This is a genomic window from Psychromonas sp. CD1 (assembly GCF_002239585.1).
GTDB lineage: Bacteria > Pseudomonadota > Gammaproteobacteria > Enterobacterales > Psychromonadaceae > Psychromonas.
The window spans coordinates 516,774-538,049 of the sequence record NZ_NDFH01000003.1; the positions used below are offsets into that span (position 1 = coordinate 516,774).

A 21,276-nucleotide genomic window follows, 5' to 3' on the forward strand; every position below is an offset into this window, starting at 1 on the left:
GTAGTCTTTGCGCTTAAATTTGGGATTGAGATGTGGGTTATTGATGATATTAAAAAAAGGCTTGCATCAAAACCTCTTTATTAACCACCAATCGAAGCAAGATGTTGTGTTCCCCCCGTCTTACCTTGCTGCAAATAATGTGTACTTTTTTTATCTTGTAGTGCATCTAATATACGTTTCTTTAAGGCTAATTTATCCTTACTATTTTGTAAAAGATCTCGTAAATCAATCCCTTCTTCTCCAAAAAGACAAAGGTGTAATCGACCAGTCGAAGAAATACGTAAACGATTACAACTTTTACAAAAATCTTTGCTATAAGGCATTATTAATCCAATTTCACCTTTATATGCGGAGTGTTGAAATACTTGGGCCGGGCCATCATGGCTTAAGGGCTTTTTTTGTTGCCATCCATGTTCCAACAACCGTTTTTTTATCCATTGTGCAGAAAGATGATGTTTTTTAAAAAAAGGCTGATTATCTTCTGTTTGCATTAATTCAATAAAACGTAATTGAATTTTTTCTGTTTTTATCCACTGCAAAAATAAAGCAAGATCGTTGTCATTAACACCTTTCATTAATACACAATTCACTTTGACTTGTTTATAACCTGCATCAATACAGGCAGAGACACCCTGCATCACTTTTTGAAATACATTTTTTCCGGTAATTAAATGAAAGGTGTTCGCATCTAAGCTATCAACACTAATATTAATAGCCGATAAGCCCGCCTCAAACCAATGTTGTACTTTTTTCTCCAATTGAAAACCGTTGGTAGTGGTTGCAACTTTCTGAATTCCCGGAATACTTGCCACTGTAGCGATGATCTGTGTGAAATCTTTACGTAAACTGGGCTCTCCTCCTGTAATACGTACTTTCTTAGTACCTAATTCAGCAAAAGCAACCACTAAATTGTAGATCTCTTGAGAGCTTAAAAACGATTTAGAATGCGTGCGGTGATATCCATCAGGTAAACAATAATTGCATTTGAAATTACATTCATCTGTAATAGATAAACGTAAATATTCAAACTTACGTTCAAAATTATCAATAAGTTGTTGTTGCATTTAAGTTCCTTTAAACAGAGAAAGAAAATATTATATTCTTTCCCTCATCCTCTCTATAAACAAATACAGGCGCCTTCATTTCAGGAATACAAACCTCACTAAAAAGAACATAATTTTTTTTATTAAAGCGATTAATAAGGTTAGAAAACAATATAAAGTACTCGCAGAGCAAAAAATGACACTGATACATATTTCCGAGTTCATTGCTTTTATTTTTATTGTCTGCACCGGAATGTTTCTTTATTTTTATTCTAAATATTATATTTCTAATCCTATTACTAAACTTACCGAAAATATGAGGCACATTGAAAAGCATCGGTTTGATGTTGACTTTCCACATTGTAAGAATGAGATTGGCATTTTATCTATCGGTATGAAAAACATGTCTGTTGAAATACAAAAACTAATTTTAAATATGCAGACACAAGTACAACAAAAAAATAATGAATTAGAAAATGCCAATCAAACCATCGCGTTTTTATTTTCGATTTCACAACAATTCGGTTCAGTTAAATTAACCTCACCGGTTTTATTTGACGCCCTCAATGCGCTCGTAAAACAGGCGAATTTAAAATACGTATGTATTGAATTAAATGATGGTACTTTTATCCAGAGTAAGGAGACTTGCACGGAATCCCATATTGTAAACACACGTTTCCCCATCATGATTAATGGTAAACCCTATGGTTTTTTAAACTGTTTTAGTGACGCTGAAAATCCCAAACAACGAGCGCTTATTGAAAGTTTTAGTACTCTCATTGCACGAGCCCTCTGCCAAGAAGAAAATATATTACAAACACAAAAAATTCTTATTATGGAAGAGCGTAATATTATTGCTCGAGAATTACATGACTCCATTGCACAATCACTTTCTTTTTTGAAAATACAATGCACGGTACTACAGCAACAAATCAGCCATCAAAATCAAAAGAAAGCATTACAAAGTATCAATCAAATTCAAGATGCTATCAGCGATGCATACGTGCAACTACGCTCTCTACTTTCTACGTTTCGTTTGCCTATTAGTCATTCTGATTTTAAAAAAGCGCTACAAATATTAATCGCAACATTACAAAAACAAACGGAAGTGCGTATTACTCTCAAGGAATTTTCTTGCCAGCTTTATGCTCAGGCCAATCAACAAAATAATCTATTACAAATAGTACGTGAAGCCATTACAAATGCAATTAAACATGCTGACTGTGAAAATATTGATATCTCTTGCCTCATCACACCAGATAATAACGTTTGGATAAGTATTATTGATGATGGTAACGGTATAAAAAACATTTCTTCGCCATCAAATCATTATGGTCTTTCCATTATGCAACAACGCGCCGATGAAATTGGTGCAACATTTTCAATTTTACCCTTAACCCAGGGTACCGAAGTGAAACTTATTTTCCCTTATAAAAAACAACCCCCTTACAAGGAATAAAATGTTGAATATAATACGTGTCATGATCATAGAAGATCATCCTTTAATGCGTAAAGGTATTACGCAACTCCTTAGTTTAGATAGTAAATTTAAAATTATTTTTGAAGCAAAAAGTGGAGAAGAAGGCATACAATTTGCGAGTCAGTACCCACTTGATTTAATCTTACTCGATTTTAATATGCAAGGGATTTCAGGATTAGAAACCTTAAAACGCTTACGTCGCTTAGGAAATTTAAGCAAAATAATCATTTTAACGGTATCAGATAATAAACAAGATGTAATTGCCATGATTAATCATGGTGCTAATGGCTACTTTTTAAAAGACTCCGAGACTAACGTACTACTTAGTAATATTAATAAGGTACTAGAGGGCGAATTAGTGCTAAGTGAGAACTTAGTTGAGTACTTGAATAACTTAGATGAAGAAGAGAATATTCGGGAAAAATTAAATGACTTAACCAAACGTGAAAAACAAATACATCAAGAAATAGCCCAAGGAAAAAGTAATAAAGAGATCTCGATTAATTTACATATTTCAGAAGGTACCGTGAAGGTACATGTTAAAAGTATATTAAAAAAATTACAGGTAAAATCACGTGTTGAAGCTGCAATTGTCTATTTACAGCAACCGAAATAAAACACATAGACGATGATCCTTAAATAAAAATTTGCTAAAATACTATATGTGTTTCTCTCCGTGACGACTTATATGCTATCCAATTCTTTAAAAAAACAGATCCGTCATAACTATGATAAGATCACTCAAGCATTACCTCAGTTTAAAAAGCGCCCAGCCCAAAATGTACTTATCGCTGAAATCGCAAAAGTACTTTCTGGTGAATACAATCCTTTACGACGTATTTTAGTTGCAGAAGCTGGTACAGGTATAGGTAAATCACTGGCTTATATTTTAGCTGCGCTACCAGTTGCACAAAAAAACAATAAAAAATTAATTATATCTACGGCAACTATTGCACTACAAGAGCAATTAACACACAAAGACTTACCTTTTTTTCTCCGACATAGTGATTATAAGTTTTCATTTACTTTAGCCAAAGGTCGGCAACGTTATTGTTGTGAGCATAAATTATTTGATGCCCAACAAGAAAGTGCGCAAATGTTCTTGTTTGCCGAAAAGCCACAAAGTAGCGATATACTCCTATTAAAGAAATTAAATAAAGCTTATATTACGGGAAAATGGCACGGTGATCGCGATAGTTGGCCAGAATCTATTCCAAATCACGTTTGGCAATATATTGTTGCGGATAAATTTAGCTGCAAGCGTGCTTTATCCCAACATCGGCAATGCCCTTTCCACCGCGCTCGTGACGCGATTAATAAAGCCGACATTATTGTTGTTAACCACGCCCTTTTATTAGCCGACCTTGATTTAGGGGGAGGTATTATTTTACCCGAGCCTGAGCAATGCTTTTATATTTTAGACGAAGCCCATCACCTGCCCAAAATTTCTCGTGATTTTTCCAGTGCACAAGTGAATATCAAAAGTAGTATTGATAATTTAAAAAAAACAAAAGGATTAAAACAACATATTGATCGTTTAGTAAAACGACAAACTATTATTGGTCCGGGTTTAAATTTACTTGAAAATTCACTTGATTTAGAAAGCCAATTAAAAGAGATACAACAATTTTTTAAAATTAACCCTCAATTTCTAGGTGAAAACAAACAGTTTCGATTTAAGTTAGGAGAGTTACCCAAACCCTTATTTCAACTTATTCTAAATTTAAAAAGTGCGTCAAAAAATTGTTTAAGTGCCTTGAAAAAACTGTCAAATATCATTGATGAGGAAATTAAAGATGACAATATTAAACAAACGGAAATTGAAGCCTTATTAATTGATATCGGTTCTTTTATCCAACGCATCGAAAACATGAATTGTTTATGGCATATGTTAACCAAAGAGCGCAATGAAAAACATGCTCCAATAGCCGTTTGGGTTGAGATAGAAAATGAAGAATTATCACTGCAAGCCTCCCCTTTAGAAGTCGGTGCTATTTTAGAGAACATTTTTTGGTCTAAGGCCTGTGCCGTTATATTATGCTCGGCAACATTAACCAGTTTAAATACCTTTGATTATTTTCAGCGCCAAAGTGGATTGCGCCACGATGATGGTACACAATTCTTACGCTTAAAATCGCCATTTAATTATTCCCTTGTTTCTCTCATTGTTGCAGATATGCGATATGATCCCACACAAGATCCCTTTAATACCGAATTAGTAACAAAAATAGATTATTTTTTACGTGATAATGAAGCTAGTTTAGTACTGTTTTCCTCTTATTGGCAAATGAATTATGTTGTTCAAAAGCTACAAAAAAAATATAAATCAGCATTATTAGTTCAAGGTGAGTTATCGAGACGTTTATTAATAGAAATACATAAGAAACGTTGTGATAAAGGATTAACAAGTATTTTATTTGGAACGGCGAGTCTTTCTGAAGGCTTAGATCTTCCAGGGCATTACTTAACTAATTTAATCATCACCAAGTTGCCTTTTGCGGTGCCGAATTCACCAGTAGAAGAAGCTCATTCTGAATGGATTCAATCTAAAGGCGGTAATGCGTTTATGCAATTATCAGTGCCTGAAGCCAGTAAAAAATTAATTCAATCTTGTGGTCGTTTAATTCGTAATGAGCAAGATACGGGGCAAATTGTTATTTTAGATAAACGTATTAAAACAAAACGCTATGGCAAAGGTTTACTTGATTCTCTGCCACCTTTTAACATTAAATTTGAGGTAATATATGACTGAAATACTACTCGACCCGAGTAATCTCCTATTATTAGCAGGTGTTGGTTTCTTTGCAGGTTTTATTGATGCGATTGTAGGTGGTGGCGGGCTCCTGACGGTGCCGGCTTTACTCAGTATTGGTCTGTCTCCTCATTTAACGTTAGGTACTAATAAACTGGCGGCTTCTTTTGGCTCAGCAACCGCTGCGCTGACTTATTTTAAAAAGAATTTATTTGATCCTAATTTCTGGCGCCATAGTTTTTATAACACCTTACTAGGGGCATTAGTCGGCACCATTTTTATAAATTTAATCCAGGCAAATTGGTTAGATAAATTTTTACCTGTTCTTATTTTTATTGTGGCTTTATATACCTTATTTAACCGTTTACAAGATATAGATAACCATGTTTTACCTAAAAAAAATCAATCTTTCAATTTTAAGCAAAGATGCCAAGCATTTGTTCTAGGATTTTACGACGGAGCTGCAGGCCCTGGCACCGGCGCTTTTTGGGTTATTTCAAGTATGCGACTCTATAAAATTAACATTTTATTAGCTAGTGGTTTAGCTAAATCTATGAACTTTACCAGTAACATTACCGCATTATTAATCTTCATATACTTTGACCAAGTTGATTGGGTCATCGGCTTTACCATGGGCGCTTGTATTATGTTGGGTGCTTATATCGGCGCTCATTCAGCTATTCGTTTTGGCAGTAAATTCATACGTCCTATCTTTATCTGTGTCGTCTTAATAATGTCTATTAAATTAGGGTATAGCGCATGGTTCGCATAAATAAAAATCAGCAGACACTACTTACACAATTAGAACAGCAACTCTCGCAACTAGCTCAACGGTGCCAGCCCTTAGATGCAAAAATAAAACAAACTGAAAATCATTACTTTGCTTTTGAAGTGCATGTTTTTAACAAAGCGAGCTTAACATTGCAAGGTTATATCAAGCAGATGCAATCCACGTTGGTAAATCTGGATGATATTATTAATAAAAGTTTACCGGAAACGCTCATAAATATTGAATGTGCACGTTTTATTGAACAATATCAGCTCTTATTGCAACTGGTTATTTGCATCGAAAAGGGTGAAGAGAAAAAACTATATAAATCTTACTCAACACCGAAAGAAAAACTCTATCAACAGTTAAAAAAGCAACACCATTACGAGAAACGCTTATTAACCATGATTGCCGAGCAAGAAGAAGCACTAGCAATGCAAGTAAAGAGTGAAACTTATGCGCTTAAATATAAAATAGATGCTCTTAAAATACGTTATGAAAAATGTAATACATTCACTCAACACTTAGAATTTAAAATAGAGGCCATGTTTGATGAATAAAACGTTAAAAAGCGCCTCACCAAGCGTCCAAGTAGCCGTGGACATTATTCAAATTCTTGAACAAAATGAGATATTAAATGACATCGCTATCCAAGCTCTCGAAATAGCTTTAAATGATTTTAGAAAAAAGAAAAGGGAATATGATGGGCGCCGTACAGCTAAATAGCTTACGGGATCATCTCTATTAATAATGCTTAATAATGCTTAGTATACTTATACAGAGAGTATGGCCATCATAAACATAAAAACTTTTGATGCGCGACATAAGGAATAGGTGTTTTTAACAGTCCATCGACTCTTGCCATCGTTGGACCTTTTTTTATCCAGTGCAACAAATCATTCATATGCACCGTTTCACCAAAAAATAAGCACTCGACATCACCATTGGCTAAATTTTTCACCTGACCGGTCAACGCAAGGCGTTGTGCCTCTTGACGTGTAAAATAGCGAAAGCCAACCCCTTGTACATGGCCTGATACAATCACTCTATAAGCAATATTTTTGATTTTATCACGACCTTTTATTTTTAAATCTTAGCTAATAGAGAATAAGAGAATAGAGCATCACACTCTATTCTCTATACGCTTACTCTTTGCGCCAAGTAGTACCATTTGGCCCATCTTCTAAAATAATATTTAATGCACTAAGCTTAGTACGTGCATCATCAGCACTCGCCCAGTTTTTATTTTGACGCGCATCGTTGCGTTGTTTAATTAATATCTCAATATTTTTTACTTCATCAGAGCTCTCATTTCCTTGGAAAAACACATCAGAAACTTGTTGTAATAATCCTAAAACATTACCTAATGTTTTTAATAACAAAGCTAATTCTGCTGTGTTTTTAGCCTTTAAAAGTTTTGCTTTGTTTACTTCTTTTGCCAAATCAAAGAGCACAGCAAGTGCTTCTGGTGTATTAAAATCATCGTCCATGGCTCGGCAAAAAGCGTGGTAATAGACATTGTTTTTATCAACAGGCTCTGTGCTGATTTTAACATCACGAAGCGCAGTATAGAGACGCTCTAAACTTGCCCGTGATTGCTTTAAATTCTCTTCTGAGTAATTTAATTGACTACGGTAATGCCCAGAGATAAGAAAATAACGCACTGATTCTGCATCATAAACTTCCAACACCTCTTTGATAGTAAAAAAATTATTTAATGACTTAGACATTTTAACTTTATCAACTTGCACCATACCAGAATGCATCCAAGTATTGGCATACGTTGCATCATGCGCACAACACGATTGTGCAATCTCATTTTCATGATGCGGGAAAGTAAGATCCGATCCTCCGCCATGAATATCAAAAATAGAGCCTAAATGTTTATAGCTCATCGCCGAACATTCAATATGCCAACCAGGGCGACCTTCTCCCCATGGCGATGTCCAAGCAGGTTCATTTTCTTTAGACATTTTCCAAAGTACAAAATCAAGGGGATCATGCTTACTTTCTGCAACGTCTACACGGGCACCCGCTTGTAACATTTCTAAATTTTGTCCACTTAATTTACCGTAACTGGCAAAACTAGAGACAGAAAATAAAACATCACCATTTGAGGCAATGTATGCATGTTGTTTTTTTATCAAGGTTTTAATCATCGCAATGACATCGGGCATATGCTCGGTTACACGAGGCTCAACATCTGGGCGGAGTATATTCAAAGCATCAAAGTCTAGATGCATTGCTTTTGTAAAACGTGCGGTTAATTGATCGCAACTTTCATTGTTTTCATTAGCCCGATTAATTATTTTATCATCGATATCTGTAATATTACGAATAAAGTTTAACTCATAGCCTTTAAATCGTAAATAACGAACAACGCTATCAAACGCTACAAAAGTGCGACCATGACCAATATGACAATAATCATAAATAGTCACACCACACACATACATACTAACTTTACCCTCTATAAGGGGTGTGAATTCTTCTTTTTGTCTTGAGAGTGTGTTATATATTTTTAACATTATGCTTCCAATTTATGATCTTAAAGGCTTATTCTAAATCACTATGACGACAAATTCACCCTTTGTATTTAATCAAATTCATTGTTAATGTATGATAGCTTCTTTTTATTTCCTCAGGATCAACAAATGATTACACTACATACGAATTTTGGTGACATTAAACTTGCATTAAACACTGAAAAAGCACCAAATACGGTGGCTAATTTTCTTAAATATGCCACATCAGGTCACTATGATAATACTATTTTTCATCGTGTTATTTCAGGGTTTATGATCCAAGGTGGTGGATTTCAACCCGGTATGGATGAAAAAGACACGCATGAGCAGGTTAAAAATGAAGCAAATAATGGTTTGTTAAATGTAAAGTACTCTGTTGCAATGGCCCGCACAATGGAACCCCATTCTGCTTCCGCACAATTTTTTATTAATATTAATGATAATGCATTTCTTGATTTTAAATCTGAAACAAACGATGGATGGGGATATTGTGTATTTGCTGAAGTCGTTGAGGGATTTGATGTCGTCGATAAAATTCAAAATATTGCAACAGGTAACTTTGGATTTGTACATCAAGATGTACCACTCGATGATGTATTGATAACACATGTGACAATTTCTTAAATGCGTACGCTCTTTATTGCTGACTTACATTTAAGTGAGAATAATCCACAAATCACACAGGCATTATTTGCTTTTTTGAAAACAGAGACCTCAAATGTTGATGCTTTATATATTTTAGGCGATCTTTTTGAAGTGTGGATTGGTGATGATGAGCATACTCCTTTAATGGATGAGGTGGCACAGCAGCTATCTCATTATCATAAAAAGTTTAATATTCCCATTTACTATATACATGGTAACCGTGATTTTATGATAGGCCGGCGCTATGCAAAACAAGCAAATATGCAATTATTAGCCGAGCATTATAAAATTGACCTATATGGCCAAGACGTTTTAATAATGCACGGGGACACACTCTGTCTTGCGGATAAAAATTATCAACGTTTACGTAAAATAATTCATAATCCTCTTCTGCAATTTATTTTTAATTGTTTACCCTTAAACTTTCGCAAAAAAATTGGCTGGAAAATCCGAACGGCAAGTCAAGCCAAAAAAGCATATAAAAAGGGCCATATTATGGGGGTAACTGAGTTTGAAGTTGAACGTTTACTCTGCCTATTTGAATGTTCACTCTTAATTCATGGGCATACACATAAAGTAGGTCGTTATCCTGTAACCTGTAAAAACACAAATAAATTGCGTATTGATGTGGGTGATTGGTTTAATCAATATAGCTTTGTTGAAGTCACCCCAACATCGATTGATATTATTATTCGCTCTATTCCTTAGACTTATTCATGTCTTTCGCTTATATATATCTACATTAGTAAAGGCATACATCATTAGTAAAGGCATACATATAATGTACGCCTTTACTAATAATGATGATTAAAGTGCCTTTATAACTTAGAAAAATCTAACGTGATATGCCCTGCCTCGATTAAAAAAATATCTGATATTTCAAAATCTTTAGGAATATCGTCAATGCTTTTCACTTCTTTAAGGCCTGCGCGTTTTAAACGCTCGTTAATGCGCTTTAATCCTTCTTGTTCATTTTTCTCTTGCTTTGTGATCCGAACTTTTTCAACAAGTGAAATTGTTTTGGTATCTTTTTCTCTTTGATATTGCGCAATATCTTCCGCAAGATAACTAAATTCTATCTCTTTCTTTATGCGCGCTTTATTTTTTATTTTCAATTGTGCGATTTTTGTATCTAAGGACACCCATTGCGTATAATTCGTTTTTCTAACCTTATCCCAAGGTAATGCATTTTTTTCTAAACTTTCCCCTGTTTCATCAGGATCAACGGCACTCGGGAATAAAATATCCGGTGTCACACCTTTATTTTGTGTGCTACCTCCGGTAATACGATAAAATTTTGCGATGGTATATTGTACGGAGCCAATGGTTTCCGCATCTTGATCATAAAAACGGGCAATACGTCTATTCTGTTGTACAGTACCTTTACCGAAACTAGGCTCACCAATGATAATCGCACGATTATAATCTTGTAAGGCAGCTGCAAATATTTCTGAGGCAGATGCACTATAACGATTAATCAGAACTGTCAGAGGACCAGAATAGCTAATTTTAGGGTTTTTATCTTGATGAACAAATATTTCATTACGGCTATCACGAACTTGTACAACAGGACCGGTTGTAATGAATAATCCGGTCAATAACGTAGCTTCGCTTAATGCGCCCCCTCCATTATTACGTAAATCTATCACGATACCCGAAATGTTTTTTGTTTGTAATTTTGTCAGTTCTTTATCGACATCAACACTTAAATTCATATAAAAACTAGGGATGCTGATAACGCCAATATTTTTCCCGTCAATAACTTCAACACTCGATTTAGCTTCACGTTCTTCAAGATGAATTTTTTCACGAGTCAATTCAATGATACGATTTTTATTTCCCGATTTTTTAGCCATAATTTCTAAAAACACTTTGGTGCCCTTAGGACCTTTGATCAAGTCAACAATATCATCAAGGCGCCAGCCGATAACATCGACCATTGCTTCATCTTTTTGACCAACACTAATTATTTTATCATCTTTAAATATTTCATTAGACTGCTCAGCAGGTCCGCCGGGAACTAAACTACGGATAATTGTGTAATCATCTTGTAATTGTAAAACCGCACCAATACCTTCTAAGGAAAGATTCATTTCCATTTCAAAGCGCTTCGCATTACGTGGTGACAAATAACTAGTATGCGGGTCAATCGCATGGGAATAAGCGTTCATAAAACTTTGAAATACATCTTCACTTTCTGTTTGAGTAAGATGAGTCATCGCCACTTGATAGCGTTTAGTGAGTAGTTTTTTAATGTCTTTCCATGTTTTACCGTTAAGTTTTAAACTTAACGCTTCGTATTTTACTTTTTCTTGCCACAGTTTATCTAATGCAGCTTGATTTTTAGCCCAAGGTAACTCTGTTCTATCAAACTCATAACTATCTGATACTTTAAACTTTATCTCTTTATCTAGTAATGTTAATGCATAACTAAAGCGTTCATAACGACGTTGTAAATTTAACTGAAATATTTGATAAATATCCGTTAGTTGCCCTTTTTTCAAATCATCATCCAAGCGATATTGATACTGTTTTAAAGTATCAATATCGCTTTGCATAAAAATTTGTCGATTGTAGTCTAATACTTCAATATAACGGTTAAATATCTGTGCGGATAATGCATCATCAAGTAGAATATATTTATAATGAGAGCGACTATATAAGTCGCTCACTCTTTTCGCCACTTTTCCATGTTGAGCTTGCTGCTTTAATTGCGGTATATCTTTAAGCGTTATATTCGCAGAAATACTAAATGCACTTCCAATATATAACGAACTAATCAAAAATAAACTATGACGAAAAAAATGTTTCATTAACGATCCTTTATTCGACGATCAAATGTTTAGCTTTCACTTTTACAACCATACCTGAATTTAATTGCACTTGAATTTCATCTTTCATTACTTCAATGACAACACCTGCAACGGGTACTTTACCTAATAAAACTTTTACGGGTTGCTGAACTGACAGCTGTGAATGCGTCGCTTGTTTATAATTACTGATATCTTCAACGACAACGACTTCTTTTTTCACTGGTGTGGTTTTACGGCGTGGTATCTTAGGCGTACGTTTAACACTTTCATTATTTTTTTTCTTATTTGCAAATACTTTATCTTTGCTCTCTTTTAACGTTTTAAGGGCATGCTGTGCATGTTCAGCAGAAACGTCATCACCTTCTATACCTTCTAAATTAACTCGTTTTGTGCCTTCTTTTACACAATGTAAGTAACGCCAACTTAAAGTGTATTGTCGTAATGCGCCACGAAGCTGGGTTTTACTAACTCGAGATTCATCTTCTAAACATGCAACAAGTTCTTGGAATATTCCAATTTTTAATGGCTTAGCGAGCGTACTACCTGCCGTGAAACATAATGGGAATTTCTCAGTAATAAAATGGATTATCTGTTTGTTGTTAGTAAATTTTTCTGTGTTTTCCATGAAGAGCCTAATTAGTGATAACAATAGATGATGTCGTATTTTAATAACCGAAGTTGTTATTACGTACATCATAATATAAAAACGCTCAAGGAATGTGAAACTTAATTTGATATTATCCACCACTTTTTAACTTATCGCTTAAAAAACAGACAAGACAAACAGATAAAGAACACTATCGTTCCTTTATAATTTCGCGTAAACTTCAGCCCCACTATCACGCGCTTGATTATCCAGATTTAATCTCAAAAGAGAACTTTTATGAAACCAGAACTACTTTCCCCTGCTGGCACCCTTAAAAACATGCGTTATGCCTTTGCTTATGGCGCTGATGCAGTTTATGCGGGCCAACCCCGTTATTCTCTACGGGTGCGTAATAATGAATTTAATTTAGAAAAATTAAAAATTGGCATTGATGAAGCTCACGCTCTAGGTAAACACCTATTTGTAGTCTGTAATATCCAACCACATAACTCTAAATTAAAAACATTTATTCGAGACATGAAACCGGTCATAGATCTTAAACCCGATGCATTGATAATGTCCGACCCAGGTTTAATCATGATGGTTCGTGAAGCTTTTCCCGATATGATCATACATTTAAGCGTGCAAGCCAATGCGGTTAACTGGGCAAGTGTTAAGTTTTGGGAAACACAAGGCATTAAACGCGTCATTTTATCACGTGAATTGTCGTTAGATGAAATTGAAGAAATTCGCCAACATTGCCCCGACATTGAAATTGAAGTTTTCGTGCACGGAGCTCTTTGTATGGCGTATTCTGGGCGTTGTCTATTATCGGGATATATTAATAAGCGCGATCCAAATCAAGGAACTTGTACTAACTCGTGTCGTTGGAAATATAATGCACATGAAGCTAAAGAAAATGAAACGGGTGATATTGTTGCAATCCAAGAAGTGAGTCCTACGTTAGGGATCGGCCAACCTTCAGATAAAATATTCTTACTCCAAGAAGAAGGTCGTCCTAATGAATATATGCCAGCATTTGAAGATGAACATGGCACTTATATCATGAATTCTAAAGATTTACGGGCCATTCAACATATTGAGCGTTTGCTCGAGATTGGTGTCAACTCTTTTAAAATAGAAGGACGCACCAAAAGCTTTTATTATTGTGCACGTACAGCTCAAGTTTATCGTAAAGCGATGGATGATGCGATTGCAGGGCGCCCTTTCGATGCCAAATTAATGGGTACACTTGAAAACTTAGCTCATCGTGGTTATACCGAAGGTTTCTTGAGTCGGCACACTCATGATAAATACCAAAATTACGATTATGGTTACTCCATTAGTGACACACAACAATTTGTGGGTGAAATGACGGGTCGCCTTGAAAATGGTCTTGCTGAAGTCACGGTAAAAAACAAGTTTTTAGTTGGAGATAGTTTAGAGTTAATGACCCCACAGGGAAACATTAATTTTACACTAGAAGAATTACATAATCGTAGAGGTGAATTAGTTGACGTAGCACCAGGCTCTGGGCATATTCTCTATATACCCATTCCCAAAGAGGTTGATTTAAGTCACGCACTATTAATGCGTAACTTAAGCAATGGTAGCAACACACGCAACCCCCACAAAAATTAAGATGGCATTATTAATAAAAGACAACTGCATTAATTGTGATATGTGCGATCCGGAATGTCCGAATGAAGCGATCACTTTCGGTGCGGATATTTATGAAATAAATCCGGAATTATGCACTGAATGCGTTGGTTTTTATGAAAAACCAACGTGTATTGCTGTATGCCCTATTAATTGTATTATTGTAGATCCTGATAATGTTGAAAACGAAAAGCAATTATTAGATAAATTTGCACTTTTGCATGTTTAAAAAAGGTCATTAATGGCGACTCGGGCAAAGTTTTTACAAGGATCCATACTAAAACATGTTATTACCATGGCGAGCACTAATGCAATTGGTTTAAGTGTGTTGTTTATGGTCGACCTTATTAACATTTTTTTTATTAGCTCTCTTGGTAACTCATCCTATACAGCCGCCATCGGCTATGCTAGTGCATTATTATTTTTAAGCACGTCTTTATGCTTGAGTTTAGTCACCGTTAATAGCGCTATTATTTCGAAATTAATTGGTCAGCATAAATATCAAAAAGCACGTCAATCGGTCAGTAATTTAAGTGTTTATGCTTTAATTATGAGTACGTTAATAAGTTTGCTTATTTGGATCTATACGCCGGCGTTATTAACACTAATCGGTGCAAATGGAGAAGAGTTACAAGGTGCAATACTCTATATACGCATCATTATTCCTTCTTTACCTATTTTAGCTTTATCCATGCAAATGGGGGCTACTTTACGTAGCCTCGGTAATGCCAAACACGCAATGTACGCGTCTTTGGGTGGCGGGTTAATTAATGCTTGTTTAGATCCTATTTTTATTTTTGTATTACATATGGATATACGAGGAGCGGCAATTGTCAGCGTGATTGCTCGTATAACCGCCTTAGGGTTAGGTTTTTATTTTTTAATAAAAAAACATGACATGCTAGCTCTTCCGCATTTTGATCTTTTTAAAAAAGATATTAAACGTATTTCAAACATTGCACTGCCCGCAACGTTAACCCAAATGGCAACACCCTTAGGCAATTTATATGTCACCTACGAAGTCGCAAATTTTGGCAGTAAATATGTTGCAGGCTGGGCAATCATTGGTCGTTTGATCCCCGTTGCTTTTAGTCTTTTATTTGCGTTGTCAGGCGCAATTGGCCCCATTATTGGGCAGAACTTTGGAGCCGGATCATTCGCACGAGTACGCGACACATTAACGCAATCATTAAAGCTTTGTATCGCTTACACATCTTGTGTTGCTATACTCTTAGCTTTAGGTCAAGAAACTATAATAAATATCTTTCACGCACAACATGAAAGTGCTGAAATTATTCAAGTTTTCTGTCAATATGTCGCGATTACGTTTGTATTTACGGGGTTTACATTTGTCTCTATGGCTTTTTTAAACAACTTAGGCTACGCCAAATATGCCACATTGCTTAATATTGGTAAAATGACTTTAGGCACCGTACCTTTTGTGTCTATCGGTGCTTTTTATTTTAATGCTCCAGGTATACTTTATGGACAAGCACTCGGTAATATTATTTTTGGTTTATTAGCCTTACGTTTAACTTATAAAATACTAAATTTAAGTGAAAACAAATACCAAAGTAACATCAGGTAGAAGGGATATATCACACATTAGGTTGGTGATAAATATGTCCTTTTATTTAAACAACAATATTTAAACTATTTTTTCGCCAAAGGTATTGATAAATGGAATCTAGCATATGCGCATACTAATTGTTTTTGTTGCGTCTCTCTTTTTAAACGGTTGTTATCAAAAAGAGTCCGAAAAAATAGATAGCTTAGTATATTGTACAGAAAATGCGCCGCTCTCTTTTAATCCGCAAATAGCCCATGATGTTGCAACACTCGACGCCAGTACTTATCAACTTTATAATCGTTTAATTAAAACAGATCCCATTAGTCAAAGTTTTGTTGCTGATTTAGCAACCGATTGGTCAATCAGTGCGGATAAACTTAGCTACACTTTTTATTTGCGAAAAAAAGTGCAGTTTCATCAAAGTGAACGTTTCACGCCAAGCCGATTTTTTAATGCGGATGATGTCTTATTTAGCTTTAAAAGGCTCTTAGATGAAAGTACAGCGTACTATGATCTTTATCAAGATAGCTTTACAATGCCCCTGCACTATTTATTACGTGACATTCAAAAAATAGATGATTATACGGTTAAATTTATTCTTAAAAAACCCAACGCCACCTTACTGGCTAATTTAGCAGCACCCTATAGTGTAATATTATCCGCAGAATACGCTCAGCAACTGTCCGAAGCAAAGGATAATGAGCGTATCGATTATTCTCCTATCGGTACAGGCCCTTATCAATTAAAAAATGCAACACAAGCTCTGCAACGTTATGAAGCATTTCCACGTTATTGGGGTAAAAAAGCCCAGATAAAACACCTTATATATGCAGTGACCCCTAGTTCTACTAAACGTTATACAAAATTGTTGTCCGGTGAATGTGATGTGATAACTTATCCTGCGCCGAGTCAGTTAAAACAAATTGGTCGTAATAGCCAAGTGATTTTAAACAGCACTCCCACTGAAAATGTTATTTATTTAGCGTTTAACACCCAAAAATATCCCTTTAAACGATTACAAGTTCGCAAGTCTATCAGCCTTGCCATTGATAGACAGACCTTAGTAAAAGCTTTATTTTTTCAAAGTGCGGTAATAACTAATAGTCTGCTTTCTAATCGCTCGTGGGCGTTTAATCCACAGGTTAAAGATGTCATCTATAATGCACAGGAAAGTCGTAAGCAATTACAAAACTTAAATTTTGATTTTAAACAGAAGTTGATTATCTTAATTGCTAAAAATGACGCTGCAATAAGCCCTAACTTTCCTAAAACCGCTGAATTTATACAGGCTAACTTAGCTGAAATCGGTGTAAATAGTAAAATAATATCACTTCCTCCCCGCGAACTTAAACGTCGATTAGTACGTGCCGACTATGATATTTATATAAGTGGAATGAATATTCAAAGCAATGATCCCGATAGTTTATTTAGCTCCCTACTCAGTTGTAATATTAAAGTTTTAGAGGGCAATACAAGTCGCTGGTGCTCGCCAGAAACAGATAAGTTACTTACGGCGGCTCGCTTAGAAAATCGTTTTACACAACGCATTCTAAATTATTATAAGTTACAATCTTTTGTTCAAGAAATGCGACCTTACTTAGCCATCGCCCATGTGTTCCGCATGGATGCTTTTAATATTAATATTAAGGGATTATATGTTGATCCTTTGGCTGGCATTAATTTTCAACATGTCAATAAAATAAAAGAGCCATAATATGTTTATCTATCTCTTACGCCGATGTAATCTTATTTTCATCACCGCATTCATTTTAACCGTGCTAACTTTTATACTCGAACATTGGCATAATGGTGCGTTAAGTGGTGAAAGTAATTATGTCAGTGCTTATTATCAATATATTAAAGCTCTACTTGAAGGTGATTGGGGCTATTCGATTGTTGATAAACTACCTATTCTAGATAAAGGCTTAATTGCATTTGCCTCAACATTAGAACTTTGCTTTCTCGCCTGTTTATGTGCGAGTATCATTGCTATCCCACTAGGAATTTTTGCTGGATTAGATAGAAATCATCGCCTTGATTATATCATTATGAGCATTGTTTTAATCACCTTAGCATTACCTGTCTTTTGGATGTCAATTCTCATGACGATGTTACCGCATTTCTTTGGTTTTAATCTCCCCATAGATGGTAATATAAGCCCTATTTATGAAGTGCCTGTCCGTACGGGGTTTTTATTAATAGATAGTCTGCTCAGTGTAAATACATATCACTTCGATGCGTTTTTTGACCATCTGGCACACTTGATATTACCCACTATTGTACTTTCTCTTTTTCTAATAACTGAAATAATTCGCTTAACTCGGCATTCTATTTCCATCATCATGCAAACAAATTATATCAAGGCTGCCAAAGCTAAAGGATTAAGTCGACTTGAAATAATTTTCCGGCATGTACTTAAAAATGCTCTACCATCTATTATCCATCAGTTACGTGTACAAATAAGTACAATTATTTCTTTTGCAATGACCATTGAAATTGTATTTTCTTTACCCGGCGCAGGGACTTGGTTATATAATAGCATTAATAATGCAGATTACATTGCGCTACCAACCGCTATATTAATCATTTCGGGATTCATTTTAATATCGAGTATATTAATCGATATTTTTCTAATGCTTATCTCCCCTATCAAACGAGAGACTTTATATGTTAATATAAAAAATAAATGTTTACATATGTTTTATTTCTAAAAAGAAAAAGGTAACTAAAGAGTGTTTTGCTTATGCCCTCTTTTTTTTGTTACAATGACTATTTCCCCAGCTGTAGATGAAAATGCCTGATTTACTCTCTTCGAAAGAAGACTTTACTCTTCGAAAATTAAATAAAAAATTACGTCGTTTAACCGGACAAGCTATTAGTGACCATAATATGATCGAAGATGGCGACAAAATCATGGTCTGTCTTTCTGGTGGGAAGGACAGTTTTACTATGCTTGATATCCTATTACAATTACGGGTGGTTGCACCTATCCATTTTGATATTGTTGCTATTAATTTAGATCAAAAACAACCTGGATTTCCAAGTCATATATTGCCCCAGTATTTTAAAAAAATAGGTGTCGACTATCAAATAATTGAAGCAGATACCTATTCGATAGTCAAAGATAAAATTAAAGAAGGAAAAACAACGTGTAGTCTTTGCTCGCGCTTACGCCGAGGCATTATCTATCGCACCGCGAAAGAAATAGGGGCGACTAAAATTGCATTGGGTCATCACCGTGATGATATGCTGGCAACGTTGATGCTAAATATGTTTTTTACGGGAAAATTAAAATCGATGCCTCCAAAATTAGTTTCTGACAACGGGGAGCATGTGGTTATTCGCCCCCTTGCCTACTGCAAAGAGAAAGATATCGAAGCATATTCCATTCTTAAACAGTATCCAATTATTCCTTGCAATCTTTGCGGATCACAACCTAATCTACAACGTCAGGTTATCAAAAACATGCTAAATGAATGGGACGAGAAATATCAAGGCCGTTTAGAATCCATGTTTACAGCAATACAAAATGTTGTCCCTTCACATTTAGCAGATAAGACTTTATTTGATTTCAAATCAATTAATAAACAATCGGGCATTATCAATGGTGGTGATATCGGCTTTGATGAAGAGGATATTGTAGTAGAAGTCCCTCTTCAAGAAAATTTCGATACACAATTTTATCAACAACAAACAACGCTAAATATTAAAGAACTTAATTAGATTTGTTTTAGATCATCCTATTGTTTTTTTATGTCATTTAATCACGTGAAAGATAAAAAAAGGATAGGTTTCAGGACACTGAAAATATTGAAGTTGTTGTTTGTCCACCTGCGATTTTTATGGAGCAGGTTGCAGATCTAACGGCAACTAATCGCATTGAATTTGGTGCACAGGATATCAGTACACATGTAAATGGAGCATATACGGGCGAAACATCTCCAGTTATGGTTAAAGAATTTGGTGCAAAATACAGTTTAGTCGGTCACTCAGAGCGTCGTCAATATCACAACGAAACAGATGCAGTTGTCGCAGCTAAATTTGTTGCAATACAAGCACAAGGTCTTGTGCCTGTTCTTTGTATTGGAGAAACACTTGAAGAACGTGAAAGTAATGTCACTAAACAAGTCGTTGAAACTCAACTTAAAGCAGTGATTGATGTTGCCGGCATTAATGCATTTGAAAATTGTGTCATTGCCTATGAGCCTATTTGGGCAATTGGTACAGGTAAAGTTGCAACATCAGCACAAGCACAAGAAGTTCATGCACATATTCGCGGTTGGTTAAAAGCACAAAGTGAAGTGGTTGCAGAAAAAGTACAAATTCTTTATGGTGGTAGTGTTAAAGCTGCTTCTGCAAAAGAGCTTTTTGCACAAAAAGATATCGATGGTGGTTTAGTCGGTGGTGCAGCACTTATCATTAGCGAATTTGTAGGTATTATTGAAGGCGCTAAATAAATATTCATGTTTTTTAAGAAAGGTGCATTGTAAGCACCTTTCTTTCTTATTTTGTTTATCACCTTATGAGTTTTCCCCTAATAAACCCAAAGCAAAACATTGAACCTTAATGCTTCACTCCCTCTATTTTTTTGTTTATCCACATTTAATTTAATCTAACATATTGTTAAATCCTCTATGCAAACGTATCATTTAAGGCTAATATAAAAAAGAATAAACATCATCTGTAGTAGTTTATCAATGATGAGCATTCCTTTATGTCAATCACTGGAGAACATATGAATACCCCTTTAACACAGACTTATAACCGTACGATCTCAGTAAATAAAGTGCTTAAAAACACCTATATTTTACTGGCTTTAACTTTAGCATTCTCTGCAATTACCGCGACTATTTCAACGCTAATTGGTATTGGTGCAATGACATCTTTAGTGTTAATGGTCATTGGCTTTGCTTTATTATTTGTTGTTTCTAAAACCGCAGATTCCAGCAAAGGCATTTTTTGGATATTCATGTTTACCGGTGTTCTTGGTGCATCATTAGGTAATATACTTAACCATTATTTGGCGATGCAAAATGGCCCTGCGATGATTCTACAAGCATTAGGCACTACAGCCCTCATCTTTTTTGCACTTTCAGCTTATGTATTGACGTCTAAAAAAGACTTCTCATTTATGGGTGGATTTTTAATGGCGGGTATGATTGTTGTCGTTATTGCGATGATTGCCAATATTTTCTTACAGATCCCATTAATGCAAGTGGTTATTAGCAGTGTTGTTGTTTTGATAATGTCAGGCCTCATCTTGTTTGACACCAGCCGTATTATTAACGGTGGTGAAACAAACTATATTCGAGCCACTGTGTCGCTTTATTTAAACTTATATAATATGTTTATTCATCTTCTTGTTCTTTTAAATGTACTGGATGATTAACCCATCATGTAAAAAACGCACAAAGTGCGTTTTTTACATATTAAG

20 protein-coding genes and 1 pseudogene are annotated in these 21,276 nt (G+C 35.2%); 16 read left to right on the forward strand and 5 right to left on the reverse strand.

Going from position 1 to position 21,276, the window contains the following annotated elements:
- Window positions 1–80: 80 nt before the first annotated feature.
- On the reverse strand, window positions 81–1,064 hold the full coding sequence (gene moaA, locus B8W84_RS03815; protein ID WP_094751986.1) for a GTP 3',8-cyclase MoaA: 984 nt from the start codon (window positions 1,062–1,064) through the stop codon (window positions 81–83).
- 175 nt (window positions 1,065–1,239) lie between these two features.
- On the opposite strand from moaA, the gene B8W84_RS03820 reads away from it, so the two are divergent.
- From B8W84_RS03820 to B8W84_RS03845, 6 genes are all read left to right on the forward strand, one after another.
- Window positions 1,240–2,502 (forward strand): histidine kinase, encoded by a 1,263-nt coding sequence (locus tag B8W84_RS03820; protein ID WP_094751987.1) that lies wholly within the window; start codon window positions 1,240–1,242, stop codon window positions 2,500–2,502.
- Between the two features lies 1 nt (window position 2,503).
- On the forward strand, window positions 2,504–3,139 hold the full coding sequence (locus B8W84_RS03825) for a response regulator (RefSeq protein ID WP_094751988.1): 636 nt from the start codon (window positions 2,504–2,506) through the stop codon (window positions 3,137–3,139).
- 72 nt (window positions 3,140–3,211) lie between these two features.
- Entirely contained in the window at window positions 3,212–5,275 is a 2,064-nt protein-coding gene (gene dinG / locus B8W84_RS03830) for an ATP-dependent DNA helicase DinG (RefSeq protein WP_094751989.1), read from the forward strand.
- Window positions 5,268–6,047 (forward strand): TSUP family transporter, encoded by a 780-nt coding sequence (locus B8W84_RS03835; protein ID WP_094751990.1) that lies wholly within the window; start codon window positions 5,268–5,270, stop codon window positions 6,045–6,047. Before dinG ends, B8W84_RS03835 begins: the two co-directional genes overlap by 8 nt.
- Window positions 6,035–6,604, forward strand: a complete 570-nt coding sequence (locus B8W84_RS03840) for a primosomal replication protein (protein WP_094751991.1) — start codon at window positions 6,035–6,037, stop codon at window positions 6,602–6,604. The genes B8W84_RS03835 and B8W84_RS03840 overlap by 13 nt, the downstream gene beginning before the upstream one ends.
- Window positions 6,597–6,770, forward strand: a complete 174-nt coding sequence (locus tag B8W84_RS03845; RefSeq protein WP_094751992.1) for a DUF2496 domain-containing protein — start codon at window positions 6,597–6,599, stop codon at window positions 6,768–6,770. The genes B8W84_RS03840 and B8W84_RS03845 overlap by 8 nt, the downstream gene beginning before the upstream one ends.
- Before the next feature lie 67 nt (window positions 6,771–6,837).
- Here the strand turns inward: B8W84_RS03845 and B8W84_RS03850 are convergent, their stop codons facing one another.
- A complete protein-coding gene (locus B8W84_RS03850; RefSeq protein ID WP_257797903.1) occupies window positions 6,838–7,089 on the reverse strand; it encodes an acylphosphatase in 252 nt (83 codons plus the stop codon).
- A 100-nt stretch (window positions 7,090–7,189) separates the two neighbouring features.
- Complete coding sequence (gene cysS, locus B8W84_RS03855; RefSeq protein WP_094751994.1) at window positions 7,190–8,572, reverse strand: cysteine--tRNA ligase; 1,383 nt, start codon at window positions 8,570–8,572, stop codon at window positions 7,190–7,192.
- 126 nt (window positions 8,573–8,698) lie between these two features.
- Between cysS and B8W84_RS03860 the strand changes: the two genes are divergently transcribed.
- A complete protein-coding gene (locus B8W84_RS03860; RefSeq protein WP_094751995.1) occupies window positions 8,699–9,193 on the forward strand; it encodes a peptidylprolyl isomerase in 495 nt (164 codons plus the stop codon).
- Window positions 9,194–9,922 (forward strand): UDP-2,3-diacylglucosamine diphosphatase, encoded by a 729-nt coding sequence (locus tag B8W84_RS03865; protein WP_094751996.1) that lies wholly within the window; start codon window positions 9,194–9,196, stop codon window positions 9,920–9,922.
- Window positions 9,923–10,032: 110 nt separating this feature from the next.
- Here B8W84_RS03865 and prc read toward each other — a convergent pair whose 3' ends face one another.
- Entirely contained in the window at window positions 10,033–12,027 is a 1,995-nt protein-coding gene (gene prc / locus B8W84_RS03870) for a carboxy terminal-processing peptidase (protein WP_094751997.1), read from the reverse strand.
- Window positions 12,028–12,037: 10 nt separating this feature from the next.
- Window positions 12,038–12,652: an RNA chaperone ProQ gene (gene proQ, locus B8W84_RS03875; protein ID WP_094751998.1), complete on the reverse strand. Its 615-nt coding sequence runs from the start codon at window positions 12,650–12,652 to the stop codon at window positions 12,038–12,040.
- 258 nt (window positions 12,653–12,910) lie between these two features.
- Between proQ and trhP the strand changes: the two genes are divergently transcribed.
- The 8 genes and pseudogenes from trhP (at window position 12,911) to B8W84_RS03915 (ending at window position 21,231) form a co-directional block, all read left to right on the forward strand.
- Window positions 12,911–14,254, forward strand: a complete 1,344-nt coding sequence (gene trhP, locus B8W84_RS03880) for a prephenate-dependent tRNA uridine(34) hydroxylase TrhP (RefSeq protein ID WP_094751999.1) — start codon at window positions 12,911–12,913, stop codon at window positions 14,252–14,254.
- Window position 14,255: 1 nt separating this feature from the next.
- On the forward strand, window positions 14,256–14,501 hold the full coding sequence (locus B8W84_RS03885) for a YfhL family 4Fe-4S dicluster ferredoxin (RefSeq protein ID WP_094752000.1): 246 nt from the start codon (window positions 14,256–14,258) through the stop codon (window positions 14,499–14,501).
- 12 nt (window positions 14,502–14,513) lie between these two features.
- Entirely contained in the window at window positions 14,514–15,860 is a 1,347-nt protein-coding gene (locus B8W84_RS03890; protein WP_094752001.1) for an MATE family efflux transporter, read from the forward strand.
- Window positions 15,861–15,966: 106 nt separating this feature from the next.
- Window positions 15,967–17,556 carry an ABC transporter substrate-binding protein gene (locus B8W84_RS03895; RefSeq protein WP_094752002.1) on the forward strand — a complete coding sequence of 530 codons (1,590 nt, stop codon included), beginning with the start codon at window positions 15,967–15,969 and terminating at the stop codon, window positions 17,554–17,556.
- 1 nt (window position 17,557) lies between these two features.
- Window positions 17,558–18,553 (forward strand): ABC transporter permease subunit, encoded by a 996-nt coding sequence (locus B8W84_RS03900; RefSeq protein WP_094752003.1) that lies wholly within the window; start codon window positions 17,558–17,560, stop codon window positions 18,551–18,553.
- Between the two features lie 82 nt (window positions 18,554–18,635).
- Window positions 18,636–19,565: a tRNA 2-thiocytidine(32) synthetase TtcA gene (ttcA, locus tag B8W84_RS03905; protein WP_094752004.1), complete on the forward strand. Its 930-nt coding sequence runs from the start codon at window positions 18,636–18,638 to the stop codon at window positions 19,563–19,565.
- Between the two features lie 80 nt (window positions 19,566–19,645).
- A pseudogene (gene tpiA / locus B8W84_RS03910) lies at window positions 19,646–20,299 on the forward strand (triose-phosphate isomerase); the annotation flags it as partial.
- Between the two features lie 278 nt (window positions 20,300–20,577).
- Window positions 20,578–21,231, forward strand: a complete 654-nt coding sequence (locus B8W84_RS03915; protein ID WP_094752005.1) for a Bax inhibitor-1/YccA family protein — start codon at window positions 20,578–20,580, stop codon at window positions 21,229–21,231.
- The last annotated feature ends 45 nt before the right edge of the window (window positions 21,232–21,276 follow it).

Bases quoted from the DNA above. Each gene is read 5' to 3' on its own strand.
- moaA (WP_094751986.1), bottom strand. From the start codon at position 1,064: ATGCAACAACAACTTATTGATAATTTTGAACGTAAGTTTGAATATTTA.
- B8W84_RS03820 (WP_094751987.1), top strand. From the start codon at position 1,240: ATGACACTGATACATATTTCCGAGTTCATTGCTTTTATTTTTATTGTC.
- B8W84_RS03825 (WP_094751988.1), top strand. From the start codon at position 2,504: ATGTTGAATATAATACGTGTCATGATCATAGAAGATCATCCTTTAATG.
- dinG (WP_094751989.1), top strand. From the start codon at position 3,212: ATGCTATCCAATTCTTTAAAAAAACAGATCCGTCATAACTATGATAAG.
- B8W84_RS03835 (WP_094751990.1), top strand. From the start codon at position 5,268: ATGACTGAAATACTACTCGACCCGAGTAATCTCCTATTATTAGCAGGT.
- B8W84_RS03840 (WP_094751991.1), top strand. From the start codon at position 6,035: ATGGTTCGCATAAATAAAAATCAGCAGACACTACTTACACAATTAGAA.
- B8W84_RS03845 (WP_094751992.1), top strand. From the start codon at position 6,597: ATGAATAAAACGTTAAAAAGCGCCTCACCAAGCGTCCAAGTAGCCGTG.
- cysS (WP_094751994.1), bottom strand. From the start codon at position 8,572: ATGTTAAAAATATATAACACACTCTCAAGACAAAAAGAAGAATTCACA.
- B8W84_RS03860 (WP_094751995.1), top strand. From the start codon at position 8,699: ATGATTACACTACATACGAATTTTGGTGACATTAAACTTGCATTAAAC.
- B8W84_RS03865 (WP_094751996.1), top strand. From the start codon at position 9,194: ATGCGTACGCTCTTTATTGCTGACTTACATTTAAGTGAGAATAATCCA.
- prc (WP_094751997.1), bottom strand. From the start codon at position 12,027: ATGAAACATTTTTTTCGTCATAGTTTATTTTTGATTAGTTCGTTATAT.
- proQ (WP_094751998.1), bottom strand. From the start codon at position 12,652: ATGGAAAACACAGAAAAATTTACTAACAACAAACAGATAATCCATTTT.
- trhP (WP_094751999.1), top strand. From the start codon at position 12,911: ATGAAACCAGAACTACTTTCCCCTGCTGGCACCCTTAAAAACATGCGT.
- B8W84_RS03885 (WP_094752000.1), top strand. From the start codon at position 14,256: ATGGCATTATTAATAAAAGACAACTGCATTAATTGTGATATGTGCGAT.
- B8W84_RS03890 (WP_094752001.1), top strand. From the start codon at position 14,514: ATGGCGACTCGGGCAAAGTTTTTACAAGGATCCATACTAAAACATGTT.
- B8W84_RS03895 (WP_094752002.1), top strand. From the start codon at position 15,967: ATGCGCATACTAATTGTTTTTGTTGCGTCTCTCTTTTTAAACGGTTGT.
- B8W84_RS03900 (WP_094752003.1), top strand. From the start codon at position 17,558: ATGTTTATCTATCTCTTACGCCGATGTAATCTTATTTTCATCACCGCA.
- ttcA (WP_094752004.1), top strand. From the start codon at position 18,636: ATGCCTGATTTACTCTCTTCGAAAGAAGACTTTACTCTTCGAAAATTA.
- B8W84_RS03915 (WP_094752005.1), top strand. From the start codon at position 20,578: ATGAATACCCCTTTAACACAGACTTATAACCGTACGATCTCAGTAAAT.